At 66.8% G+C, this 18,192-nt stretch carries 20 protein-coding genes; 12 read left to right on the top strand and 8 right to left on the bottom strand.

The features are described from left to right. Nucleotides 1-31 precede the first annotated feature (31 nt). Nucleotides 32-187, bottom strand: coding sequence for a 50S ribosomal protein L33 (rpmG, locus tag GV001_RS02510; RefSeq protein ID WP_160077807.1), 156 nt, complete (start codon nt 185-187; stop codon nt 32-34). Between the two features lie 10 nt (nt 188-197). After that, nucleotides 198-434: a 50S ribosomal protein L28 gene (rpmB, locus tag GV001_RS02505; protein WP_039806568.1), complete on the bottom strand. Its 237-nt coding sequence runs from the start codon at nt 432-434 to the stop codon at nt 198-200. A gap of 345 nt (nt 435-779) precedes the next feature. Here rpmB and GV001_RS02500 point away from each other — a divergent pair, with 345 nt between their 5' ends. Continuing rightward, nucleotides 780-2,354, top strand: a complete 1,575-nt coding sequence (locus tag GV001_RS02500) for an ABC transporter substrate-binding protein (protein ID WP_160077805.1) — start codon at nt 780-782, stop codon at nt 2,352-2,354. A 3-nt stretch (nt 2,355-2,357) separates the two neighbouring features. Here GV001_RS02500 and radC read toward each other — a convergent pair whose 3' ends face one another. Next, the gene (radC, locus tag GV001_RS02495; RefSeq protein WP_160077803.1) at nt 2,358-3,032 is read right to left on the bottom strand and encodes a DNA repair protein RadC; all 675 of its coding nucleotides are present in this window, start codon (nt 3,030-3,032) and stop codon (nt 2,358-2,360) included. Between the two features lie 204 nt (nt 3,033-3,236). On the opposite strand from radC, the gene coaBC reads away from it, so the two are divergent. The 4 genes from coaBC to argB all read left to right on the top strand — a co-directional run bounded on the left by coaBC (nt 3,237) and on the right by argB (nt 8,468). Further along, entirely contained in the window at nt 3,237-4,445 is a 1,209-nt protein-coding gene (coaBC, locus tag GV001_RS02490) for a bifunctional phosphopantothenoylcysteine decarboxylase/phosphopantothenate--cysteine ligase CoaBC (protein ID WP_160077801.1), read from the top strand. Between the two features lie 29 nt (nt 4,446-4,474). Further along, complete coding sequence (dut, locus tag GV001_RS02485) at nt 4,475-4,930, top strand: dUTP diphosphatase (protein ID WP_068825207.1); 456 nt, start codon at nt 4,475-4,477, stop codon at nt 4,928-4,930. A 1,217-nt stretch (nt 4,931-6,147) separates the two neighbouring features. Continuing rightward, nucleotides 6,148-7,545, top strand: coding sequence for a phosphomannomutase/phosphoglucomutase (gene algC / locus GV001_RS20040; protein ID WP_218583052.1), 1,398 nt, complete (start codon nt 6,148-6,150; stop codon nt 7,543-7,545). Nucleotides 7,546-7,568: 23 nt separating this feature from the next. Beyond that, on the top strand, nt 7,569-8,468 hold the full coding sequence (gene argB / locus GV001_RS02475; protein ID WP_160077797.1) for an acetylglutamate kinase: 900 nt from the start codon (nt 7,569-7,571) through the stop codon (nt 8,466-8,468). A gap of 42 nt (nt 8,469-8,510) precedes the next feature. Here the strand turns inward: argB and GV001_RS02470 are convergent, their stop codons facing one another. Both GV001_RS02470 and pyrE read right to left on the bottom strand, forming a co-directional pair. Next, on the bottom strand, nt 8,511-9,098 hold the full coding sequence (locus tag GV001_RS02470; RefSeq protein WP_160077795.1) for a DUF4124 domain-containing protein: 588 nt from the start codon (nt 9,096-9,098) through the stop codon (nt 8,511-8,513). A 33-nt stretch (nt 9,099-9,131) separates the two neighbouring features. Then, nucleotides 9,132-9,773: an orotate phosphoribosyltransferase gene (gene pyrE / locus GV001_RS02465; protein WP_160077793.1), complete on the bottom strand. Its 642-nt coding sequence runs from the start codon at nt 9,771-9,773 to the stop codon at nt 9,132-9,134. A gap of 93 nt (nt 9,774-9,866) precedes the next feature. Here pyrE and GV001_RS02460 point away from each other — a divergent pair, with 93 nt between their 5' ends. Further along, entirely contained in the window at nt 9,867-10,646 is a 780-nt protein-coding gene (locus GV001_RS02460) for an exodeoxyribonuclease III (RefSeq protein WP_160077791.1), read from the top strand. A gap of 17 nt (nt 10,647-10,663) precedes the next feature. On the opposite strand, the gene GV001_RS02455 is transcribed toward GV001_RS02460, so the two are convergent. The 3 genes from GV001_RS02455 to rph form a co-directional block, all read right to left on the bottom strand. Next, entirely contained in the window at nt 10,664-11,611 is a 948-nt protein-coding gene (locus tag GV001_RS02455; RefSeq protein WP_160077789.1) for a DUF808 domain-containing protein, read from the bottom strand. A gap of 65 nt (nt 11,612-11,676) precedes the next feature. Continuing rightward, on the bottom strand, nt 11,677-12,045 hold the full coding sequence (locus GV001_RS02450) for a DUF4870 domain-containing protein (protein ID WP_160077787.1): 369 nt from the start codon (nt 12,043-12,045) through the stop codon (nt 11,677-11,679). 27 nt (nt 12,046-12,072) lie between these two features. Continuing rightward, on the bottom strand, nt 12,073-12,792 hold the full coding sequence (gene rph / locus GV001_RS02445; RefSeq protein WP_160077785.1) for a ribonuclease PH: 720 nt from the start codon (nt 12,790-12,792) through the stop codon (nt 12,073-12,075). A gap of 136 nt (nt 12,793-12,928) precedes the next feature. Here rph and GV001_RS02440 point away from each other — a divergent pair, with 136 nt between their 5' ends. From GV001_RS02440 to GV001_RS02415, 6 genes are all read left to right on the top strand, one after another. Beyond that, nucleotides 12,929-13,792 (top strand): YicC/YloC family endoribonuclease, encoded by an 864-nt coding sequence (locus GV001_RS02440; protein WP_160077783.1) that lies wholly within the window; start codon nt 12,929-12,931, stop codon nt 13,790-13,792. A gap of 40 nt (nt 13,793-13,832) precedes the next feature. After that, nucleotides 13,833-14,453 (top strand): guanylate kinase, encoded by a 621-nt coding sequence (gene gmk, locus GV001_RS02435; RefSeq protein WP_160077781.1) that lies wholly within the window; start codon nt 13,833-13,835, stop codon nt 14,451-14,453. 105 nt (nt 14,454-14,558) lie between these two features. Then, entirely contained in the window at nt 14,559-14,822 is a 264-nt protein-coding gene (gene rpoZ / locus GV001_RS02430) for a DNA-directed RNA polymerase subunit omega (RefSeq protein WP_160077779.1), read from the top strand. A gap of 57 nt (nt 14,823-14,879) precedes the next feature. After that, complete coding sequence (gene spoT, locus GV001_RS02425; RefSeq protein ID WP_160077777.1) at nt 14,880-16,988, top strand: bifunctional GTP diphosphokinase/guanosine-3',5'-bis pyrophosphate 3'-pyrophosphohydrolase; 2,109 nt, start codon at nt 14,880-14,882, stop codon at nt 16,986-16,988. A 41-nt stretch (nt 16,989-17,029) separates the two neighbouring features. After that, nucleotides 17,030-17,410: a RidA family protein gene (locus tag GV001_RS02420; RefSeq protein WP_160077775.1), complete on the top strand. Its 381-nt coding sequence runs from the start codon at nt 17,030-17,032 to the stop codon at nt 17,408-17,410. Between the two features lie 24 nt (nt 17,411-17,434). Next, nucleotides 17,435-18,166 carry a hypothetical protein gene (locus GV001_RS02415; protein ID WP_160077773.1) on the top strand — a complete coding sequence of 244 codons (732 nt, stop codon included), beginning with the start codon at nt 17,435-17,437 and terminating at the stop codon, nt 18,164-18,166. The last annotated feature ends 26 nt before the right edge of the window (nt 18,167-18,192 follow it).

The following is an 18,192-nucleotide window of genomic DNA, read 5'->3' as shown; positions in this document are numbered from 1 at the left end:
GAAGGCGGGTTTTTTCGTGGTCGCCGATCAATTACTTGATCTTGGCTTCCTTGTAGATCACGTGCTTGCGGATGGTCGGATCAAATTTCTTGATCTCGATCTTGTCCGGGGTGGTGCGCTTGTTCTTGTCGGTGGTGTAGAAGTGGCCGGTACCGGCGCTGGACACCAAACGGATCAGTTCACGCATGATTTGCTCCTTAAACCTTTTCGCCGCGGGCGCGCAGCTCGGACAGCACTACGTCAATGCCGCGCTTGTCGATGATACGCATGCCCTTGGCGGAAACGCGCAGACGCACGAAACGCTTCTCGGACTCGACCCAGAAGCGGTGATGCTGCAGGTTCGGCAGGAAACGACGACGGGTTTTGTTGTTTGCGTGGGAAATATTGTTCCCGGTTACCGGACCCTTACCGGTAACTTGACAGACTCTCGACATGCCTCAGCCCTCTAAACCACATGCCCAACCCGGCATGGGTTGGCCGCTTGAACTCAATAGTCATTTGGCGCTCAGCGCCACGTTTCTCGGGGGTCTTACCGCGCTTGTCTGCTTGCGCAGGAGGCGGGCCCCTAGAAAAGAGCGCTGCTTTATACCAGAACACCCTGGCACTCGCAAGGTTGAGCATGTCTTTCCGGCCGCGGGGTGACCCTGGGCGGCGCGCTCTGCGGCGGGCTTGAAGGGCCGCGCCGGCTTGACCGCTCGTCGCCGCTTGCCGATTGTCCCACTCCGGCCCTTGGTCTAGGGTAGACCCTTGCCACCAATTGTCTCACGGAGATCCCACCCATGCGCCTTGCCGCCCTGCCCCTGCTGTTCGCCCCGCTGCTGAGCCAGGCCGCCGTGCTCAGCGTCTGCACCGAGGCCAGCCCGGATGGTTTCGACGTGGTGCAGTACAACGCGCTGACCACCACCAACGCCTCGGCCGACGTGCTGATGAACCGCCTGGTCGAGTTCGACGCCGCCAGCGGCCAGCTGCAGCCGAGCCTGGCCAGCAGCTGGACGGTGTCGGCCGACGGCCTGGTGTGGGACTTCCAGCTGCGCCCCGGGGTGAGATTCCAGCGCACCGAGTGGTTCAGCCCGGGCCGCGAGCTGAACGCCGAGGACGTGCTGTTCAGCTTCCGGCGCATGCTCGACCCCGCCCATCCCTGGCACCGGAGCGCGCCCGGCGGCTATCCGCACGCCCAGTCGATGCAGCTGCCCGCGCTGATCAAGCACGTCGAGGCGCCGGCCCCGTTGCAGGTGCGCTTCACCCTCAACCAGGCGGACGCCACCTTTCTCGCCACCCTGAGCATGGGCTTCGCCTCCATCTACTCGGCCGAATATGCCGCGCAGCTGCTCCAGGCCGGCACCCCGGAGAAGCTCAACAACGCGCCGGTCGGCACCGGACCGTTCATCCTCAAGCGCTTCCAGAAGGATGCCGCGGTGCGCTACACGGCCAACCCGGACTACTTCGCCGGCAAGCCCGCAGTGGACGGCCTGATCTTCGCCATCACCCCGGACGCCAACGTGCGCCTGCAGAAGCTGCGCCGCGGCGAGTGCCAGATCGCCCTGTCGCCCAAACCGCTGGATGTGCAGGCGGCGCGCCAGGACCCGGCCCTGCGTATCGGCGAGACGCCGGCCTTCATGACCGCCTTCGTCGCCTTCAACAGCCAGCACCCACCGCTGGACAAGCCGCAGGTGCGTCAGGCGATCAACCTGGCCTTCGACAAGGCCAGCTACCTCCAGGCGGTGTTCGAGGGCAGCGCCACCGCAGCCAGCGGCCCCTACCCGCCGACCACCTGGAGCCATGCCAAGGACCTGCCCGGCTACGCCCACGACCCGGCCAAGGCCAGGGCGCTGCTGGCCGAAGCCGGGCTGGCGGAGGGTTTCAGCACGACGCTCTGGACCCGCCCGTCGGGCAGCCTGCTCAACCCCAACCCCAGCCTCGGCGCGCAACTGCTGCAGGCCGACCTGGCCAAGGTCGGCATCCGCGCCGAGATCCGCGTGATCGAATGGGGCGAGCTGATCAAGCGCGCCAAGGCCGGCGAGCATGACCTGCTGTTCATGGGCTGGGCCGGCGACAACGGCGACCCGGACAACTTCCTCACCCCGCAGTTTTCCTGCGCCTCGGTGCAGTCCGGGCTGAACTTCGCCCGTTTCTGCGACCCGCAACTGGACAAGCTGATCGCCGCCGGCAAGCTCAGCGCCGAGCAGGCGGTGCGCAGCGGCCTGTACCAACAGGCCCAGACGATCATCCAGCAGCAGGCGCTGTGGCTGCCGCTGGCCCACCCGACCGCCTTCGCCCTGCTGCGCAGCAACGTGCAGGGCTATCGGGTCAACCCCTTCGGCCGCCAGGACTTTGCCAGGGTGCAGCTCGACTGAGCGCTACAGCCAGCCGTATTCGGCCAGGGACAACGGCTCGCCATCGCCGACGATGAAGTGATCGAGCACGCGCACCTCGATCAGCGCCAGCGCCTCCTTGAGGCGCCCGGTGAGCACGCGATCGGCCTGGCTGGGCTCGGCCACTCCGGACGGATGGTTGTGCACCAGGATCGCCGCGGCCGCGTTGTGCGCCAGGGCCCGCTTGACCACCTGGCGTGGGTAGACGCTGGCACCGTCGATGCTGCCGTGGAACAGCGCTTCGAACTCGATCACCCGGTGCTTGGCATCGAGAAACAGGCAGCCGAACACCTCGTGGGGCTCGTGGCGCAGGCGCGCCTTGAGGTAGTCGCGCACCGCCTGCGGGCTTTCCAGCGCCGACTCGCGCTTGAGCCGCTCGGCCAGGTGGCGCCGGCCCATCTCCAGCACCGCCTGCAGCTGCGCATATTTGGCCGGGCCCAGGCCCAGGCGCCGACTGAAGCAGGCCAGGTCGGCCTCGAGCAGCGCGCGCAGGCTGCCGAAGTCCTGCAGCAGATGCCGGGCCAGGTCCACCGCACTCTGCCCGGTGACCCCGGTGCGCAGGAAAATCGCCAGCAATTCGGCGTCGGTCAGGGCCGCCGCCCCCATTTCCAGAAGCTTCTCCCGCGGGCGTTCCGCCGCGGGCCAGTCGCGAATACTCATGACATCTCCCTGTCGAGCCGGCCCGCTGTTCCGGCGCGGGCCCTGTGCTATCTTAGCCCGGCTTTTTCGCGGCGTTTGCCTGGCAAATCGGCGGGCAGTGGCGACCTCGGCAGCACCGCGGCGCCCATCGCCGATGCCTGGCCCAGGGGAGGGAACGCCAACGCCGCCAGCATTCCACACAACCCTACTGATCAAGGCAGGCCTATGCAGCGGCTTTATCGGAAACGCATTGTCCTCGGCGTCGGCGGCGGTATCGCCGCCTACAAGAGCGCCGAACTGGTGCGTCGCCTGCGCGACCAGGGCGCCGAAGTGCGCGTGGTAATGACCCGCGGCGGGCGTGAATTCATCACCCCGCTGACCCTGCAGGCGCTGTCCGGCCACCCGGTCAGCCTGGACCTGCTCGACCCGGCCGCCGAAGCCGCCATGGGCCATATCGAACTGGCCAAGTGGGCCGACCTGGTGCTGATCGCCCCGGCCACCGCCGACCTGATGGCGCGCCTGGCCCAGGGTGTGGCCGACGACCTGCTGACCACCCTGGTGCTGGCCACCGACGCCACCGTGGCCCTGGCCCCGGCGATGAACCAGGCCATGTGGCGCGACCCGGCGACCCAGGCCAATGCGCAGCTGCTGCAAAGCCGCGGCCTGCGCCTGTTCGGCCCGGCGGCCGGCAGCCAGGCCTGCGGCGACGTCGGCCCCGGCCGCATGCTCGAAGCCGAGGACCTGGCCCAGCTCGCCGCCGACTGCTTCCAGCGCCACAGCCTGACAGGCAAGCACGTGCTGATCACCGCCGGGCCGACCCAGGAAAACATCGACCCGGTGCGCTACATCACCAACCACAGCTCCGGCAAGATGGGCTTCGCCCTGGCCGAAGCCGCGGTCGAGGCCGGCGCCAAGGTCACCCTGATCAGCGGCCCGGTGCACCTGCCGACCCCCGACCGGGTCAGCCGCATCGACGTGATCAGCGCCCGCGATATGCTCGCCGCCTGCGAGGCCGCGATGCCCTGCGACCTGCTGATCGCCTCCGCCGCGGTCGCCGACTACCGCCCGGAAGTGGTCGCCGCGCACAAAATGAAGAAAGACCCCAGCACCGGCGACGGCCTGCTCCTGCAGCTGGTGCGCAACCCGGATATCCTCGCCACTCTCGCCGGCCGGGAAGACCGCCCGTTCAGCGTCGGCTTCGCCGCGGAAACCGAGAACCTGCTCGGCTATGCGGCGCGCAAGCTGCAGGACAAGAACCTCGACCTGATCGTCGCCAATGACGTGGCCAACCCCAGCATCGGCTTCAACAGCGAGGAAAACGCCATCACCATCATCGACCGCGAGCTGCAGGCGACCACTTTCGCCCAGACCAGCAAGGGCAAGATCGCCCGCCAGCTGGTGAGCTTCATCGCCGAGCGCCTGACCCGCGCCTGATCCACTTCCGACCGTTCACAGGGCCCGCCATGCACGCTTTGCAAGCCAAGATTCTCGACCCGCGCCTGGGCAGCGACTTCCCCCTGCCGCAGTACGCCACCCCCGGTTCGGCCGGCCTCGACCTGCGCGCCATGCTGCAGCAGGACAGCGTGCTGGAGCCCGGGCAGACCCTGCTGATCCCCACCGGCCTGTCGATCTACATCGGTGACCCGGGCCTGGCCGCGCTGATCCTGCCGCGCTCGGGCCTGGGCCATAAGCACGGCATCGTGCTGGGCAACCTGGTCGGCCTGATCGACTCGGACTACCAGGGCGAGCTGATGGTGTCGTGCTGGAACCGCGGGCAGACGCCGTTCACCATCGCCGTGGGCGAACGCATCGCCCAGCTGGTGCTGGTGCCGGTGGTGCAGGCGCACTTCGAGCTGGTCGAACAGTTCGACGAAAGCCAGCGCGGCGCCGGCGGCTTCGGCCACTCCGGCAGCCACTGACCCCGCCACATCCGGACGAACCGCTCAGGAGACGCTGCGTGAAACTGTTCAAGCGCACTGCCAAGGATGACGCCAGCCCGATTCCGGCCAGCCCCGCGACGCCGGCACCAGGCAACAGTCGCCAGGCCCTGCTGCCGGGGGCGCTGGTCGCCCTCGGCGGGCTGCTGGCCGCCGCCCTGCTGCTCTGGCTCAGCCTGAACGGCAGCGACCGCCAGCAGCAACAGCAGCTGGTCCAGGCCTGGGGCGGCAGCCAGGCCAGCGCCCTGCAGCACGCCCTGCAACAGCTGCAGGCCGACACCCAGGCCGTGGCCGGCAACCCGGCGCTGCTCGAAGCTCTGCACAGCGGCGACCGCAGCCTGATCGCCGCCGCCGAGCGCAGCCAGCAGCACTGGCAGGGCGTGGTCGACGTACACCTCAACGCCCCCGGCCGGGCCAGCCTGGATATCGGCCGCAACGGGCCGATGAACTTTGCCGCTCTGGACCTGCTGCGCCGCCTGGAAAATGGCCAGGTGCCGGCAGCCGAGGCCTACCGGATCGGCGAGCGCTGGCTGGTGTACAGCGCCGCGGCGCTGCGCAGCGCCGACCAGAGCCAGCTGCAGGGCACCCTGCTGCTGGTGGTCGACCTCGAACGCCTGCTCAACAGCCTGCCCGCGCTGCCGGCCGGCATCGGCCAGATGCAGCTCAGCCAGCAGTTCGGCGATACCGCCGCCCAGCTGCTCAGCACCCGCGGCGAGCCAACCAGCGCGAGTGCCCAGATGTTCGCCAGTGGCAACCCGAACTGGACGCTCAGCTTCGCCCCGGGGCCGAACCTGCAGGCGCCGGCGCTGTCGCCCGTCCTGTTGGGCCTGGCCGCCCTGCTCGCAGCCGTCGGCGCCCTGTGCGGCCTGGCCCTGCTGCACAGCCAGCTGCAGAGTCGTCTGCGTAACGACGTGCGCCAGCTCGGGCAGATGCTCCAGGAGCTGTCCAATGGCAAGTCGGTCAAAGCCTTCAGCCTGAGCCTGACCGCCCTCGACGGCCTGGCCCAGACCCTGGCGCGCCTGCCGCGCCGCAAACAAGAAGCCTCGCCCGACGAGGCCGGCAGTCCACTCGCTACTGCCAAGGCGGAACTCGCGAACCAGCCGCTCCGGCCGGCCGAATCGCCGTTCCAAGACACCGATATCCTCGATATCGACATTCTCGACGAAGACCAGGACCTCCTGGGATTGGAGCAAACATCAATGGACAGTGCCCAGCAAACCCCACCGAAGCTGCCCGCCAGCATCTTCCGCGCCTATGACATCCGCGGTGTAGTCGGCGACACCCTGACCACCGAGGCGGCCTACTGGATCGGCCGCGCCATCGGCTCCGAGAGCCTGGCCAAGGGCGAACCGAACGTCGCCGTCGGCCGTGACGGCCGCCTGTCCGGCCCGCAGCTGGTCCAGCAGCTGATCCAGGGCCTGCTCGATTGCGGCTGCCAGGTCAGCGACGTCGGCATGGTGCCGACCCCGGCGCTGTACTTCGCCACCCATGTGCTCAAAGGCAAGTCCGGGGTGATGCTGACCGGCAGCCACAACCCGCCGGACTACAATGGCTTCAAGATCGTCATCGCCGGCGACACCCAGGCCAACGAGCAGATCCAGGCGCTGAAGACACGCATCGACAACAACGAGCTGGCCAGCGGGGTCGGCAGCGTCGAACAGGTCGACATCCTGGCGCCCTACTTCAAGCAGATCGTCGGCGACATCGCCATCGCCAAACCGCTCAAGGTGGTGGTCGACTGTGGCAACGGCGTGGCCGGGGTGATCGCCCCGCAACTGATCGAGGCCCTCGGCTGCACGGTGATCCCGCTGTTCTGCGAGGTCGACGGCAACTTCCCCAACCACCACCCGGACCCGGGCAAGCCGGAAAACCTGGTCGACCTGATCGCCCGGGTCAAGGCCGAGGGCGCCGACCTGGGCCTGGCCTTCGACGGCGACGGCGACCGCGTCGGCGTGGTGACCAACGTCGGCAACATGGTCTTCCCCGACCGCCTGATGATGCTGTTCGCCAAGGACGTGGTGTCGCGCAATCCCGGCGCCGACATCATCTACGACGTCAAGTGCACCCGCCGCCTGGGCGCCCTGATCAGCGGCTACGGTGGCCGCCCGGTGATGTGGAAGACCGGCCACTCGCTGATCAAGAAGAAGATGAAGGAAACCGGCGCCCTGCTGGCCGGCGAGATGAGCGGGCACATCTTCTTCAAGGAGCGCTGGTTCGGCTTCGACGACGGCATCTACAGCGCCGCACGCCTGCTGGAGATCCTCAGCCAGGAGAAACGCAACGCGGAACAGGTATTCGCCGCCTTCCCGGCAGACATCTCGACCCCGGAAATCAACATCAGCGTCACCGACGAGAACAAGTTCCAGCTCATCGACCAGCTGCAAAGCGACGGCGTCTGGGGCGAGGCCAACCTGACCACCCTCGACGGCGTGCGTGTCGACTATCCCAAGGGCTGGGGCCTGGTGCGCGCCTCCAACACCACGCCGGTGCTGGTGCTGCGCTTCGAAGCGGAGACCGATGCGGAACTGGAGCGGATCAAGGAAGTCTTCCGTGCCCAGCTCTACAGCGTCGCCCCCGACCTCAACCTGCCGTTCTGATCCAATCTGGAGCCCATTGCGCCATGACCCTCAACCGTGATGCCGCCACCCAAGTCGCCAAGGTCCTGTCCGAAGCGCTGCCCTATATCCGTCGCTTCGTCGGCAAGACCCTGGTGATCAAGTACGGCGGCAACGCCATGGAAAGCGAAGAGCTGAAAGAAGGCTTCGCCCGCGACATCGTGCTGATGAAGGCGGTCGGCATCAACCCGGTGGTGGTGCATGGCGGCGGCCCGCAGATCGGCGATCTGCTCAAGCGCCTGTCGATCGAGAGCCACTTCATCGATGGCATGCGCGTCACCGACACCGCCACCATGGACGTGGTGGAGATGGTCCTCGGCGGCCAGGTCAACAAGAGCATCGTCAACCTGATCAACCAGCACGGCGGCAGCGCCATCGGCCTGACCGGCAAGGACGCCGGCCTGATCCGCGCCAAGAAACTGCAGGTCACCCGGCAGACCCCGGAGATGACCCAGCCGGAGATCATCGACATCGGTCATGTCGGCGAAGTCACCGCAGTGAACACCGACCTGCTGAACATGCTGGTGCAGGGCGACTTCATCCCGGTGATCGCGCCGATCGGCGTGGGTGAAGGCGGCGAGTCCTACAACATCAACGCCGACCTGGTCGCCGGCAAAGTCGCCGAGGCCCTGAAGGCCGAGAAGCTGATGCTGCTGACCAATATCGCCGGCCTGATGGACAAGCAGGGCGAGGTGTTGACCGGGCTCTCCACCGAGCAGGTCGACGCACTGATCGCCGACGGCACCATCTACGGCGGCATGCTGCCGAAGATCCGCTGCGCCCTGGAAGCCGTGCAAGGCGGCGTGACCAGCGCGCACATCATCGACGGCCGGGTACCCAATGCGGTGCTGCTGGAAATCTTCACCGACAGCGGTGTCGGCACGCTGATCAGCAATAGCAAGTAAGGGACTGACGGCCCGGCAGGTGCGTACCTGCCGGGCCGGCACTCAGCGCTGGCGCAACTCCAGCAGACGCGCCCGATCCGCGGCAAAGGCCGCTTCCTCGACAGCCCGCCCCTCGCGGTAGCGCTGGATGTCCTTCTCCACCCCGGCCTGCTCGATCTTCAGGTTCTCGATCTGCACCAGCAGATGCTCGGGCACCGCACGCCCGGCCCGCTCGTGCTCAGCGGCCTTGGCCTGCAGGTTGTCCTGTTGGGTACGCAGGGACTGCAGGTTGCCCTGCGCCACGCCGATCACCCCGTCCAGTTCGGCCAGCTTGCGATCGCGCGCGCGATCGACATCACCGACTTCGGAGTAGATGCGCAGCAGCTGGGCATCGGATTTGGCCTTGGCCTTCTCCTCGGCCAGGCGCTTGCGCTCCTCGGCGTTCGGCGCCGGCGGCACCACGCGGACCACCCGGCCCTGCTCGTTGAGCACCTCATAGCCCTTGGCCACAGACTCGGGCGGCACGCCGAGGCGATTGATCACGGTCAGGCCGCGCTCATCGACATAGCGGTACATCTCCGCAGCCCCGGCCAGGATCGGCAACCCCAGGGCCAGGAACAACGTACAACGCAGCGCAACCGGTTTGAGCATGAACAGAACACCCTGTGCTGGTAGTGGGGAACGCTAGATGCCGTATTGTGCGCGGTACGCCTCGACCGCCGGCAGGTGTTGCTTCAGCCCGGCATCGCCGGCCAGATAATCCAGCACCTGCTCCAGCGAGACAATACTGACCACCGGCATGCCATAGTCGCGCTCGACCTCCTGGATCGCCGACAGCTCGCCCTGGCCGCGCTCCTGACGGTTCAGCGCGATCAGCACGCCGGCCGCCTGGGCGCCCTGGGCCTGGATGATCTGCATCACTTCGCGGATCGCGGTACCGGCGGTGATCACGTCGTCGACGATCATCACCCGGCCGGTAAGCGGCGCGCCGACCAGGGTGCCGCCCTCACCGTGATCCTTGGCTTCCTTGCGGTTGAAACACCAGGGCAGGTCGCGCTGATGCTGCTCGGCCAGGGCCACCGCGGTCGCCGCCGCCAGGGGGATGCCCTTGTAGGCCGGGCCGAACAGCACATCGAAGTCGATGCCGCTGTCGACCAGCGCGGACGCATAGAAGCGCCCCAGCTTGGCCAGGGCCAGGCCGCTGTTGAACAGCCCGGCATTGAAGAAGTAGGGGCTGGTACGCCCGGACTTGAGGGTGAACTCACCGAAACGCAGCACGCCGCGTTCGATGGCAAAACGGATGAATTCGCGCTGGTACGCCTGCATGAAAAGCCTCGAACGGCACGGTTGTAGCTATGAATTTGGCTAATTGGGAATGAGCTCAGGTATCATACACGCAGGTGTTTTTGGGGGCTATTTATGCGGATCATCAGTGTCAACGTGAATGGCATTCAGGGTGCGGTCGAGCGCGGCTTGCTCAGCTGGCTGCAGGCCCAGAATGCCGACGTGATCTGCCTGCAAGACACCCGCGCCTCCTCCGTCGAACTGGACGATCCGGCCTTTCAGCTGGATGGTTACTTCCTCTACGCAGCCGATGGCGAGATTCCCGAACAGGGGGGTGTCGCGCTGTATTCCCGCCTGCAACCGAAGGCGGTGATTCACGGCCTCGGCTTCGAGATGGCGGATCGCTACGGGCGCTACCTGCAGGCGGATTTCGACAAGGTCAGCATCGCTACCGTGCTGCTGCCTTCGGGCCAGGGTGGCGACGAGAGCCTCAACCAGAAGTTCAAGTTCATCGACGACTTCACCGGCTACCTGGACAAGCAACGGCGCAAGCGCCGCGAGTACATCTACTGCGGCTCGCTGTACGTGGCCCACCAGAAGCTCGACGTGAAGAACTGGCGCGACTGCCAGCAGACCCCCGGCTTCCTCGCTCCCGAGCGGGCCTGGCTGGACGAGGTGATCGGCACCATGGGCTACGTCGATGCGCTGCGCGAAGTCAGCCGCGAAGGCGACCAGTTCAGCTGGTGGCCGGACAACGAGCAGGCGGAAATGCTCAACCTCGGCTATCGCTTCGACTACCAGCTGCTCACCCCTGGCATGCGCCGCACCGTGCGCAGCGCCAAGTTGCCGCGCCAGCCGCGCTTCTCCCAGCATGCGCCGCTGATTGTCGACTACGACTGGCTGCTTAGCGTCTAAGCAGCCAGCTCCACGCTCTAACCGGCGGCTCCGCCGCGCAATGCTCCCCAGGCCTTGCCGGCCGCACCGACCACGCCCAGCACCAGGGCGCCGACCAGCACCCCGAACAGGGCATCGACCAGAGTCGGCGCCAGCACGGCCAGCACGCCACCCACGGCCGGCATGCTGCCGATGACCCCGACCCAGTGCTGGATCAGCGCATGGGCACCGGGAAGGCCATGGGTGAGGATGCCGCCGCCAACCATGAACATCGCCGCCGTACCGACCACCGACAGCGCCTTCATCAGCCAGGGCGCCAGCCACAGGATGCCGCGCCCGACGGCCTGCGCCAGGGCGCTGGCGCGCCGGCTGAGGTAGAGCCCGGCATCGTCCAGCTTGACGATGCCGGCAACCAGGCCATAGACACCCACGGTCATCAGCAGGGCGATGCCGGACAGCACCGTGACCTGCTGCAGGAACGGCTGGCTGGCCACCACGCCGAGGGTGATGGCGATGATCTCCGCCGACAGCACGAAGTCGGTGCGTACCGCGCCCTTGATCTTGTCCTTCTCGAAGGCCTGCATGTCCTCCGCCGGATCGGCCAGCGCCTGCACATGCGCGGCATGCTGGCCGCTGTCCTCAGCCTGGCTGTGGAGGAACTTGTGCGCCAGCTTCTCGAAGCCCTCGAAACACAGGAAGGCGCCGCCGAGCATCAGCAGCGGCGTCACCGCCCAGGGCGCGAAGGCGCTGATCAGCAGCGCGGCCGGCACCAGGATCAGCTTGTTGATCAGCGAGCCGCGGGCCACCGCCCAGACCACCGGCAGCTCGCGATCGGCCTTGACCCCGGTGACCTGCTGGGCATTCAACGCCAGGTCGTCGCCGAGCACGCCGGCGGTCTTCTTCGCCGCCACCTTGGTCATCACCGAGACATCGTCCAGCACGCTGGCGATGTCATCGAGCAGGGCTAACAGATTGGCTCCAGCCACGTCAGGTTTCCTTACTTAACAGGGGATGAAACGACCAGCCCCGGGCGGGGCCGGCAGAATGGGTGTCACTTGATCAAGCGCAGGCACAGCGGATAACGGTAGGCCTGGCCTTCGTTGGCCTTGATCCCGGCGATGATGGTCAGCACCAGCGCGGTCACACCGACCAGCAGCATCAGCGGAAAGCCGATCAGCACCCAGGCCAGCGCGCCGCAGACCATCATGGCGATGCTGTAGGTGATCTGGAAGTTCAGCGCCTCGCGGCCCTGCTGGTCGACGAAGGGGTCCAGGTCCTTCTTCAGCTGCCAGACCACCAGGGGACCGATGACATTGCCGATCATCGGCGCGACGACCCAGAAGAAGGCCGCGTAGTGGCACAGCATCGCCCATTGGCGGGCCTCCGCGCTCGGCGTGGGCACCAGGTTCTGCTCGTCCATGCTCTTCCTCCGCGTCGTCGTGTCGACTCAGTCGGCCAGGGCCGCCAGCTGCAGCTCGAACAGCTCGCGCATGCCGTGCTGGGCCAGGGCGAGCATGGCAGTCAGCTCTTCCGGCTGGAAGGGTGCGCCCTCGGCAGTGCCCTGCACTTCGATGAAGCCACCGGCGCTGGTCATCACCACGTTGAGATCGGTCTCGGCGGCCGAGTCTTCCAGGTAGTCCAGGTCCAGCACCGGCTCACCCTGGTACATGCCCACCGAGACGGCGGCGACCATCTGCTTTAGCGGCTCGCCCTTCAGCCCGCCGCGCTTCTTCAGCAGCTTCAGGGCATCGACCAGGGCCACCATGGCCCCGGTGATGGACGCAGTCCGGGTACCGCCGTCGGCCTGGATCACGTCGCAGTCGATGAAGATGGTGTTCTCGCCCAGCTTGCTCATGTCCAGCGCGGCGCGCAGCGAGCGGCCGATCAGGCGCTGGATTTCCAGGGTACGCCCGCCCTGCTTGCCGCGGCTGGCCTCACGCGCGTTGCGCTCGCCGGTGGCGCGCGGCAGCATGCCGTACTCGGCGGTCAGCCAGCCCTGGCCCTGGCCCTTGAGGAAACGCGGCACACCGGACTCGACGCTGGCGGTGCAGATGACCTTGGTATCGCCGAACTCGACCAGTACCGAACCCTCGGCATGCTTGGTGTAGTTGCGGGTGATGCGTACATTGCGCAACTGGGAGGAGGCACGGCCACTGGGACGTTTCATCTGCGTATACCTGATAAGGAGCGGGAATCTGCCGGCATTATAGGGCGCCCACCGCCCATGCGACATGTCCGATTGGGCCGGCGGTCGCTCTGCGTTACAATCCCGCGCCCCAGTTTCCGATCCGAGAGGTTTTCCCATGGTGCACAGCATGACCGCCTTCGCCCGCGTCGAAGGGGCCGGCGCCCACGGCACCCTGAGCTGGGAACTGCGCTCGGTCAACCACCGCTACCTGGAACCGCACCTGCGCCTGCCGGATGCCTTCCGCGACCTCGAAGGCGCGGTGCGCGAGACCCTGCGCCAGGGCCTGTCGCGCGGCAAAGTGGAATGCACCCTGCGCTTCGCCGAGGAAAACACCGGCAAGCCCCTGCAGGTCGACAGCCAGCGCGCCCGCCAGCTGATCGCCGCCGCCGAGCAGGTGGCCGCCCTGATCCAGCAGCCGGCAGCGCTCAACCCCCTGGAAGTGCTGGCCTGGCCCGGCGTGCTGGTGGCCGACGCGGCCGACCCGCAGGCGCTGAATGCCGCCGCCCTGGATCTGTTCAACCAGGCCCTGGCCGAGCTGAAGAACGGCCGCGGCCGCGAAGGCGCCGAGCTGGCCAAGCTGCTCAATGAGCGCCTGGACGGCATCAATGCGGAAGTCGTCGCCCTGCGCGAGCTGGTGCCGCAGATGCTGGCGGGCCAGCGGCAGAAGATCGAAGCGCGCTTCGCCGAACTGCAGGCCGAGCTGGACCCGCAGCGCCTGGAGCAGGAGCTGGTGCTGCTGGCGCAGAAGAGCGACGTGGCCGAGGAACTCGACCGCCTGAGCACCCACGTGGCCGAAGTGCGCCGCGTGCTCAAGGCCGGTGGCGCCGCCGGCCGGCGCCTGGACTTCCTCATGCAGGAACTCAACCGCGAGGCCAATACCCTCGGTTCCAAGGCCTTCGACCCGCGCAGCACCCAGGCCGCGGTCAATTTGAAAGTCCTGATCGAGCAGATGCGCGAACAGGTCCAGAACATCGAGTAAGCCCCTGCTAGGCTACGAACAACGTTTCCAGGATGCATCCATGACCGTCACCACCGGCACCCTCTACATCGTTTCCGCGCCCTCCGGCGCCGGCAAGACCAGCCTGGTCAAGGCGCTGATCGACAGCGAGGCGCAGATCCGCGTCTCCGTCTCGCACACCACCCGCGCCATGCGCCCGGGCGAGGTGGACGGAGTCAACTACCACTTCGTCAGCCGCGAACAGTTCGTCGCTATGCTCGAGCACAGCGACTTCCTCGAGCACGCCCAGGTCTTCGACAACCTCTACGGCACCTCGCAGAAGTGGGTCGAGCAGACCCTCGCCGAAGGCTACGACCTGATCCTCGAGATCGACTGGCAGGGCGCCCAGCAGGTACGCCGGCTGATGCCCCAGGCCAAGTCCATCTTCATCCTGCCGCCGACTCAGGAGGCCTTGCGCCACCGCCTGACCAACCGCGGCCAGGACAGCGGCGAGATCATCGAGCGCCGCATGCACGAGGCGGTCAGTGAGATGAGCCACTACGTCGAGTACGACTACATCCTGATCAACGACGATTTCGCCCATGCCCTGGCCGACCTGAAGGCGATCTTCCGCGCCAATCAGCTGCTGCAGCACGTGCAGCAGCAGCGCCACGCCGGCCTGCTCAGCGAACTGCTGGTTTGAGCCGGGAAATCAGTGCTTCCCTTAACGCTGGTGATTTTTTAGACTATTCAGTCCGCTCGCCCATCCGGGCCCAGCTCTTTATCTGCATTTGCTACGAGGAACACCATGGCCCGCGTTACCGTTGAAGATTGCCTGGACAACGTCGATAACCGCTTCGAGCTGGTCATGCTCGCCACCAAGCGCTCGCGTCAGCTGGCCACCGGCGGCAAAGAGCCGAAAGTGGCGTGGGAAAACGACAAGCCGACCGTAGTCGCCCTGCGCGAAATCGCCGCCGGCCTGGTCGACTATGACGTGATCGCCCAGGATGACCTGGTCGAGGAAGAGCCGTTCTTCGCCCCCCTCGAGGACGAGGCCAACGAGCCTCTGTAAGGCCATGGGTCGAAGTCGCGCGACTCGCAGTCAGCCGGTGCGGCAGGGGGTGCCACCTTGCCGAGCATAGACACACTCGCCGAACGCCTTTCGACCTACCTCGGCCCGGACCAGGTCAACCTGGTCCGCCGCGCCTACTTCTACGCCGAGCAGGCCCACGACGGCCAGCGCCGCCGCAGCGGCGAAGCCTACGTCACCCACCCGCTCGCCGTCGCCAGCATCCTCGCCGACATGCACATGGACCATCAGAGCCTGATGGCCGCCATGCTGCACGACGTGATCGAGGACACCGGCATCGCCAAGGAAGCCCTCACCTCGCAGTTCGGCGAGACGGTTTCCGAACTGGTCGACGGGGTCAGCAAGCTGACCCAGATGAACTTCGAGACCAAGGCCGAGGCCCAGGCCGAGAACTTCCAGAAGATGGCCATGGCCATGGCCCGCGACATCCGCGTGATCCTGGTCAAGCTGGCCGACCGCCTGCACAACATGCGCACCCTGGAAGTGCTGGCCGGTGAGAAGCGCCGGCGCATCGCCAAGGAAACCCTGGAAATCTACGCGCCCATCGCCAACCGGCTGGGCATGCACAGCATGCGCGTGGAATTCGAGGACCTGGGCTTCAAGGCCATGTACCCGATGCGTTCCGAGCGCATCCGCACGGCGGTCAAGCGCGCCCGCGGCAACCGCAAGGAAATCGTCAACAAGATCGAGGAATCGATCACCGCCTGCCTGCAGCGCGAAGGCATGCAGGGCGAGGTGATCGGCCGCGAGAAGCACCTGTACAGCATCTACAAGAAGATGCGCGGCAAGCGCCGGGCGTTCAACGAGATCATGGACGTCTACGCCTTCCGCATCGTGGTCGACAAGGTCGACACCTGCTACCGGGTGCTCGGCGCCGTGCACAACCTGTACAAGCCCCTGCCCGGCCGCTTCAAGGACTACATCGCGATTCCCAAGGCCAACGGCTACCAGTCGCTGCACACCACGCTGTTCGGCATGCACGGCGTGCCGATCGAGATCCAGATCCGCACCCGCGAGATGGAAGAGCTGGCCAACAACGGCATCGCCGCCCACTGGCTGTACAAGTCCGCCGAGGACGAGCAGCCCAAGGGCAGCCACGCCCGCGCACGGCAGTGGGTCAAGGGCATCCTCGAACTGCAGCAAAGAGCGGGTAATTCGCTGGAATTTATCGAGAGCGTGAAGATCGACCTGTTCCCGGACGAGGTCTACGTCTTCACCCCGAAAGGCAAGATCATGGAGCTGCCCAAGGGCTCCACCGCGGTCGACTTCGCCTACGCGGTGCACACCGACGTCGGCAACAGCTGCATCGCCTGCCGCATCAACCGCCGCCTGGCGCCGCTGTCGCAGGCCCTGGAGAGCGGCTCGACGGTGGAAATCGTCACCGCCCCCGGCGCCCGGCCGAACCCGGCCTGGCTCAACTTCGTGGTCACCGGCAAGGCACGCACCCATATCCGCCATGCCCTCAAGCTGCAGCGCCGCTCGGAATCGATCAACCTCGGCGAGCGCCTGCTGAACAAGGTGCTCACCGGCTTCGCCAGCCACCTGGACAAGGTGCCGGCCGAGCGGGTGCAGGCAGTGCTCGGCGAATACCGCCTGGAAGTCATCGAAGACCTGCTGGAAGACATCGGCCTGGGCAACCGCATGGCCTACGTGGTGGCGCGGCGCCTGCTCAGCGAAGGCGGCGACCAGCTGCCGAGCGCCGAAGGCCCGCTGGCCATCCGCGGCACCGAAGGCCTGGTGCTGAGCTATGCCAAGTGCTGCACGCCGATCCCCGGCGACCCGATCGTCGGCCACCTGTCGGCCGGCAAGGGCATGGTGGTGCACCTGGACAGCTGCAAGAACATCAGCGAGATCCGCCACAATCCGGAAAAATGCATCCAGCTCAACTGGGCCAAGGATGTCACCGGCGAATTCAACGTCGAGCTGCGCGTCGAGCTGGAGCACCAGCGCGGCCTGATCGCCCTGCTGGCCAGCAGCGTGAATGCCGCCGACGGCAACATCGAGAAGATCGGCATGGACGAGCGCGATGGCCGCATCAGCGTGGTCCAGCTGGTGGTCAGCGTGCATGACCGCGTGCACCTGGCCCGCGTGATCAAGAAACTGCGCGCCCTCACTGGCGTGATCCGCATCACCCGCATGCGCGCCTGAAGGCGCGCGCCCCAACAAGAAAAACCCTATCGGAGCTTTCCATGAGCAAGACCGTCATCACTTCGCCCAACGCCCCGGCCGCCATCGGCACCTACTCCCAGGCGATCAAGGCCGGCAACACCGTGTACCTGTCCGGGCAGATCCCCCTGGACCCGGCCACCATGGAACTGGTGCAGGGCTTCGAGGAACAGACCGTGCAGGTGTTCGAGAACCTCAAGGCCGTGATCGAAGCCGCCGGCGGCAGCTTCAAGGACCTGGTCAAGCTGAACATCTTCCTCACCGACCTCAGCCACTTCGCCAAGGTCAACGAAGTCATGGGCCGCTACTTCGAGCAGCCCTATCCGGCCCGCGCCGCCATCGGCGTGGCGGCCCTGCCGCGCGGCTCGCTGGTGGAAATGGACGGCATCCTGGTGCTCGACTGATCCATCCGACCGGAGGCCTCCCGCATGCGTCGACTGTCCGCCTTCGCCCTGTGCTGCGGCCTGCTCAGCGGCTGTGCCGGCCCCGGCAGCCCGGACGGCATCTGGATCAACCAGCCGCTGATCGAGGCGGCCCGCGAAGGCGGGCCGCTGCGCGAGGCGCTGCTGGCCTACGGCCCGAACCTGGAATGGCAGATCGACAGCCAGCGCGGCCTGGCCACCTACAGCAACGGCTTCGAACTGGCTGAAGGTCGGCTGACGGCGCAACAGCCCGGCCAGTGGCGGGTCGACTACCACGGCGACGTCCACGAGCAGCTCAGTTTGCACGACGACGAGCTGGTCCAGCAGGCCAACAGCAACGGCCCCGAGCAACGCTTCAGCAAGCCGCTGCAGCCCGCCGCGACCGACGCGCCGCCGGGCAGCAGCTTCGAGGCGGCGCTGTATGACGCCTACCTGGGCGGCACCTGGAAGATCCGCGAAGGCCTCGGCCAGGGTGGCCTGGTGCTGTTCCACGCCGACGGCCGCATCGAGGGCCTGCCGGGCGCCGAACGCTATGCCCTGTGCCTGGCCGGCGACTGCGCGTCGATGAGCGGCGAGCACGACAGCCTGTGGCTGCAACTCGGCCAACAGGGCCGCTCGTGGATCTTCCAGCGCGACGGCGAACAGCTGCGCATCCTCGAGGCCCTCAACCGCGCCCAGCTGGACGAAGTGCCCGAGCTGCATCCCGGGCGCCAGGCCTGGCTGCTGGAACGCGACTGATCCGCCGCACTCCAACGGTTTTCCCT

Source organism: Pseudomonas sp. 8AS, from assembly GCF_902506505.1.
Lineage (GTDB): Bacteria > Pseudomonadota > Gammaproteobacteria > Pseudomonadales > Pseudomonadaceae > Aquipseudomonas.
Note: the sequence above shows the minus strand (reverse complement) of the source record. Positions and strands in the feature narration are given on the sequence as shown.

Excerpts from the sequence above, each read along its gene's own strand:
- rpmB (WP_039806568.1), bottom strand. The coding sequence starts at position 434 with ATGTCGAGAGTCTGTCAAGTTACCGGTAAGGGTCCGGTAACCGGGAAC.
- radC (WP_160077803.1), bottom strand. The coding sequence starts at position 3,032 with ATGAGTATTCGCGACTGGCCCGCGGCGGAACGCCCGCGGGAGAAGCTT.
- GV001_RS02470 (WP_160077795.1), bottom strand. The coding sequence starts at position 9,098 with ATGCTCAAACCGGTTGCGCTGCGTTGTACGTTGTTCCTGGCCCTGGGG.
- GV001_RS02440 (WP_160077783.1), top strand. The coding sequence starts at position 12,929 with ATGGTGCACAGCATGACCGCCTTCGCCCGCGTCGAAGGGGCCGGCGCC.
- GV001_RS02450 (WP_160077787.1), bottom strand. The coding sequence starts at position 12,045 with ATGGACGAGCAGAACCTGGTGCCCACGCCGAGCGCGGAGGCCCGCCAA.
- GV001_RS02415 (WP_160077773.1), top strand. The coding sequence starts at position 17,435 with ATGCGTCGACTGTCCGCCTTCGCCCTGTGCTGCGGCCTGCTCAGCGGC.
- GV001_RS02420 (WP_160077775.1), top strand. The coding sequence starts at position 17,030 with ATGAGCAAGACCGTCATCACTTCGCCCAACGCCCCGGCCGCCATCGGC.
- GV001_RS02500 (WP_160077805.1), top strand. The coding sequence starts at position 780 with ATGCGCCTTGCCGCCCTGCCCCTGCTGTTCGCCCCGCTGCTGAGCCAG.
- coaBC (WP_160077801.1), top strand. The coding sequence starts at position 3,237 with ATGCAGCGGCTTTATCGGAAACGCATTGTCCTCGGCGTCGGCGGCGGT.
- dut (WP_068825207.1), top strand. The coding sequence starts at position 4,475 with ATGCACGCTTTGCAAGCCAAGATTCTCGACCCGCGCCTGGGCAGCGAC.
- rpoZ (WP_160077779.1), top strand. The coding sequence starts at position 14,559 with ATGGCCCGCGTTACCGTTGAAGATTGCCTGGACAACGTCGATAACCGC.
- algC (WP_218583052.1), top strand. The coding sequence starts at position 6,148 with ATGGACAGTGCCCAGCAAACCCCACCGAAGCTGCCCGCCAGCATCTTC.
- argB (WP_160077797.1), top strand. The coding sequence starts at position 7,569 with ATGACCCTCAACCGTGATGCCGCCACCCAAGTCGCCAAGGTCCTGTCC.
- GV001_RS02460 (WP_160077791.1), top strand. The coding sequence starts at position 9,867 with ATGCGGATCATCAGTGTCAACGTGAATGGCATTCAGGGTGCGGTCGAG.
- gmk (WP_160077781.1), top strand. The coding sequence starts at position 13,833 with ATGACCGTCACCACCGGCACCCTCTACATCGTTTCCGCGCCCTCCGGC.
- rph (WP_160077785.1), bottom strand. The coding sequence starts at position 12,792 with ATGAAACGTCCCAGTGGCCGTGCCTCCTCCCAGTTGCGCAATGTACGC.
- pyrE (WP_160077793.1), bottom strand. The coding sequence starts at position 9,773 with ATGCAGGCGTACCAGCGCGAATTCATCCGTTTTGCCATCGAACGCGGC.
- rpmG (WP_160077807.1), bottom strand. The coding sequence starts at position 187 with ATGCGTGAACTGATCCGTTTGGTGTCCAGCGCCGGTACCGGCCACTTC.